This is a genomic window from Aporhodopirellula sallentina SM41 (assembly GCF_000346505.1).
Lineage (GTDB): Bacteria > Planctomycetota > Planctomycetia > Pirellulales > Pirellulaceae > Rhodopirellula > Rhodopirellula sallentina.
The window spans coordinates 1-3,244 of record NZ_ANOH01000021.1; the positions used below are offsets into that span (position 1 = coordinate 1).

At 58.6% G+C, this 3,244-nt stretch carries 4 protein-coding genes; 3 read left to right on the forward strand and 1 reads right to left on the reverse strand.

All coding sequences use genetic code 11. From position 1 onward, the window contains the following. Positions 1–1,115 (forward strand): DUF1559 family PulG-like putative transporter (locus RSSM_RS01120; RefSeq protein WP_449314185.1); only part of this gene is annotated, 1,115 nt, incomplete at its 5' end. A 54-nt stretch (positions 1,116–1,169) separates the two neighbouring features. On the opposite strand, the gene RSSM_RS35150 is transcribed toward RSSM_RS01120, so the two are convergent. Next, positions 1,170–1,295, reverse strand: coding sequence for a hypothetical protein (locus tag RSSM_RS35150; RefSeq protein ID WP_261340242.1), 126 nt, complete (start codon positions 1,293–1,295; stop codon positions 1,170–1,172). A gap of 52 nt (positions 1,296–1,347) precedes the next feature. Here RSSM_RS35150 and RSSM_RS01125 point away from each other — a divergent pair, with 52 nt between their 5' ends. Both RSSM_RS01125 and RSSM_RS34400 read left to right on the forward strand, forming a co-directional pair. Then, the gene (locus tag RSSM_RS01125; protein ID WP_236620864.1) at positions 1,348–2,511 is read left to right on the forward strand and encodes an alpha/beta hydrolase; all 1,164 of its coding nucleotides are present in this window, start codon (positions 1,348–1,350) and stop codon (positions 2,509–2,511) included. A gap of 583 nt (positions 2,512–3,094) precedes the next feature. Further along, positions 3,095–3,244 (forward strand): hypothetical protein (locus tag RSSM_RS34400; RefSeq protein ID WP_236620866.1); only part of this gene is annotated, 150 nt, incomplete at its 3' end.

Below are 3,244 nucleotides of genomic sequence, written 5' to 3' on the forward strand. Positions count from 1 at the left end.
TGCACACAGAAACTCCATCTGTGATCACCGTTTCGTCTTCCTCACCGTCGCCAACGCCCCCTCACCGAACAAAACACGCCGCGTCGGATTCTGCGAGATCGCAGCGCCGCGACGCGTTCACGCTGGTTGAACTGCTCGTTGTGATTGCGATCATCGGCGTGCTCGTCGGCCTCTTGCTGCCCGCCGTTCAGGCCGCCCGCGAAGCCGCTCGTCGCATGTCGTGCAGCAACAACATGAAGCAGATCGGGTTGGCGTTGCACAACTACGCATCGGCCTACAACGAACACTTCCCCAATGCCGGATACGACGGAATCGGCTATCTCAATGACTACTCTCCGCAGGCCAAGTTGCTGCCCTTCCTCGAGCAACAAAACCTGATGGAGCTAATCGACTTCAACGTTCAAATGGGGCACCCCGGCAAGGACGACCTGCCCATGGAACTGCACGAAGCCGCACAGACGGCAGTCCCCGCGTTTCTTTGCCCAAGCGATCCCGAGCCGGCCGAACATATTTTGACGATGCCATCAGGTGCCGAGATTCCGATCGCGGGAACCAACTACGGCATGAACCAAGGCAGCGGCGTCGACCACTCGTTTCACCCGTCCTACGAAGCCGACGGTTTGTGCTGGGCAAACGCAAAAATTCGTTTCGCATCCATCCTCGATGGAACCAGCAACACGTTGGCGTTCGCCGAAACGTTGCGTGGCCCAGGCGGCGACGCGGCAGGTCTGCCCAACAACCTCATCACCTCGCAAATCTATCGTTCGACTGAAAACCCGAGCGACTTCCTCAACGAAATGGACAGTGGTGACTTCGATGCGGTTTACGACGCAACGACCACTTGGAGCGGCACGCGATGCGAGTACTGGCTCCGCGGAACCGCGCCGAACGGTCCTCTCTTGGTCGGCCGCATGACACCGAACTCACGCGTCCCTGACTTCACCTATCGCTCGGCGAAAGTCAACACGGCCCGCAGCAATCACACCGGTGGTGCGATGGCCGTCTTCGCTGACGGCAGCGTTCACTTTGTGACCGATTCGGTGGACCGAGAAGTCTGGCACGCGAGCTGGACCCGCATGGGACGCGAAGTCGAAACGGTGACTTCGCAGCAGTAGAGCGCCGCTGCCTGTCCAGTCTTTCAAATAGACTCGGGTTTTGCCAACGGCACTTCACTCGATCGCGACGGCAATTCCGCCGTCGACGATGAAACAAACGCCAAACATCCGGTAGCGGTTCATTAGAATCGCTGCCGTTTTCTTTGCGCCCGGTGGTGGCATGCGTATTGCTACCGGCATTCTGTCCGTCGAAGCCGATGTGGCTTCACCTCCAATTCATTCAATACCTTCGATGTCATTAGTCTCCAAAGTTTCCAAGTCGCTCGCGGCAACCATCCTTCTCTTGGGGTGCGTTGCTCACCACAACGAGTGCATCGCCCAGCAAAAAGTAAACGCCGAAAACGCGGCAACCGAATCCACCAACTCCACTCAGTCGACACCGACGACATCGCGGGCTGAACGACGTAGCACCGATCGCATGAACGGCGATGAACGTGACGGATCGCGGCGGGGCACGCGGCAGCGAGGCGGCGGTGAACGGAGCAACCGCGGTGGAGGATCGCGCGACCGCGGTGCGACCACGCTCGATCAAGAATACATCAGCACGAAACTGCCCGCCGGCGTGCGTTATGTCTCCGATATCACCTTCAAAGAAGTCGACGGCATCGAGTTAAAGCTCGACCTGCTGCTGCCTAAGGAAAACCAGGAGACCGAAACGCCGCTTGCCGTTTGGATTCACGGCGGAGCGTGGATGCGAGGCAACAAGGCTCGCGACCTGCAGCGGTTTGACCAACTCGCCGCACGCATTCTCGAACGAGGCGTCGCGTTTGTTTCGATTTCATATCGACTGTCTGGTCAAGCCAATTTTCCGGCACCGATTGTTGACTGCAACGACGCGCTCGCATACCTGTACGAACACCGCAATCAATACAACTTGGACATGGATCGCATGTTTGTGATGGGCACATCCGCCGGAGGGCACCTCGCTTCGCTGCTCGGCACGACCCACAACGCGAACGTTGCCGAGTTCGCGTCAAAACCGTCACAACCGAGAGGCAACATTCTCGGCATTGTCGATTTCTACGGACCGATCGATCTCGTCAAGCTACAAGAAAAGCGGGCCGACGACGACGTCGAGAACGACCAATCTCCCGAAGCCAAAATGCTAGGCGTGTCTCCGCGCAAACGCCCTGATCTCGCCGCGAAAGCCTCACCGCTGACCTACGTTTCGGCGAACTCCCCACCGTTCCTCATGTTCCATGGCGATCGCGACGTTCGCGTCCCCATGGCCCAATCGCAATTGCTCTCCAACGCGCTCACCGAAAACGGTGTGTCCAACGAACTCGTCGTAGTCGGTGGCGCACGGCACGGTGACCAGAAGTTTGACGACACCGTTTACAACGACGATGTGATGACATTCCTCAACCGGTTGCTCGACGAGACGGAGCAGAATTAGCGCGAGACGTCGAATCGTTTTTGCCTCGCCAGATTTTCGAAACGGTCCCGCAGGCTCGCTTCCGACATCGCAACCTGATACTTGCCTGACACCTACGGATTTTGTTCATGACGCAACTTCGCTTTCTTGTTCGTTTGGTATTCTCCCAGATGCGTCTGCATCCGGGGCGAGCCGTCGTCACGACTCTCGGCATCGTCGCATCGACCTGTGCGGTCGTTTGGGTCGTCAGCGGTTACGACGCGTTGGTATCACAATTCGACGAGAACGCAGGCAAGTACCTCGGCCGCTATGACGCGTTGATCATTCCTCAATCCGGGCCGCCCGGTACGCCGACTCCTCCGATCGACGAAACGTTGATCGAGCAACTCGCCGACGACGCGGGCGTGCTCGAGGTCAATCCCGTCAGCAACTCACGCGTCTCTGCGACGAAAGCAAACCGGTCCGCGAACGAGAACGCTCCGGTTAATTCACTCGACCTGCTCGTCGGCGATGTCCCCCTGTCAACGGAGCACCACCGGTCGGCCCCACGCTTGTCAGTACACCCGCCACCGAAGCGCCGTACGAGTTGGTCGATGGTCAGTGGTTGCCCGACGACAGTCAATCGACCTCGGCCGTCGTTGGTGAAAACGTCGCGGAAGACCTCGAACTGTCGATCGGCGACGAGATCATGGTCACGTCGTTCGGCAACCGAGTGGCACTGACGATCATCGGAATTGTCGAACAAGCCCCCGAG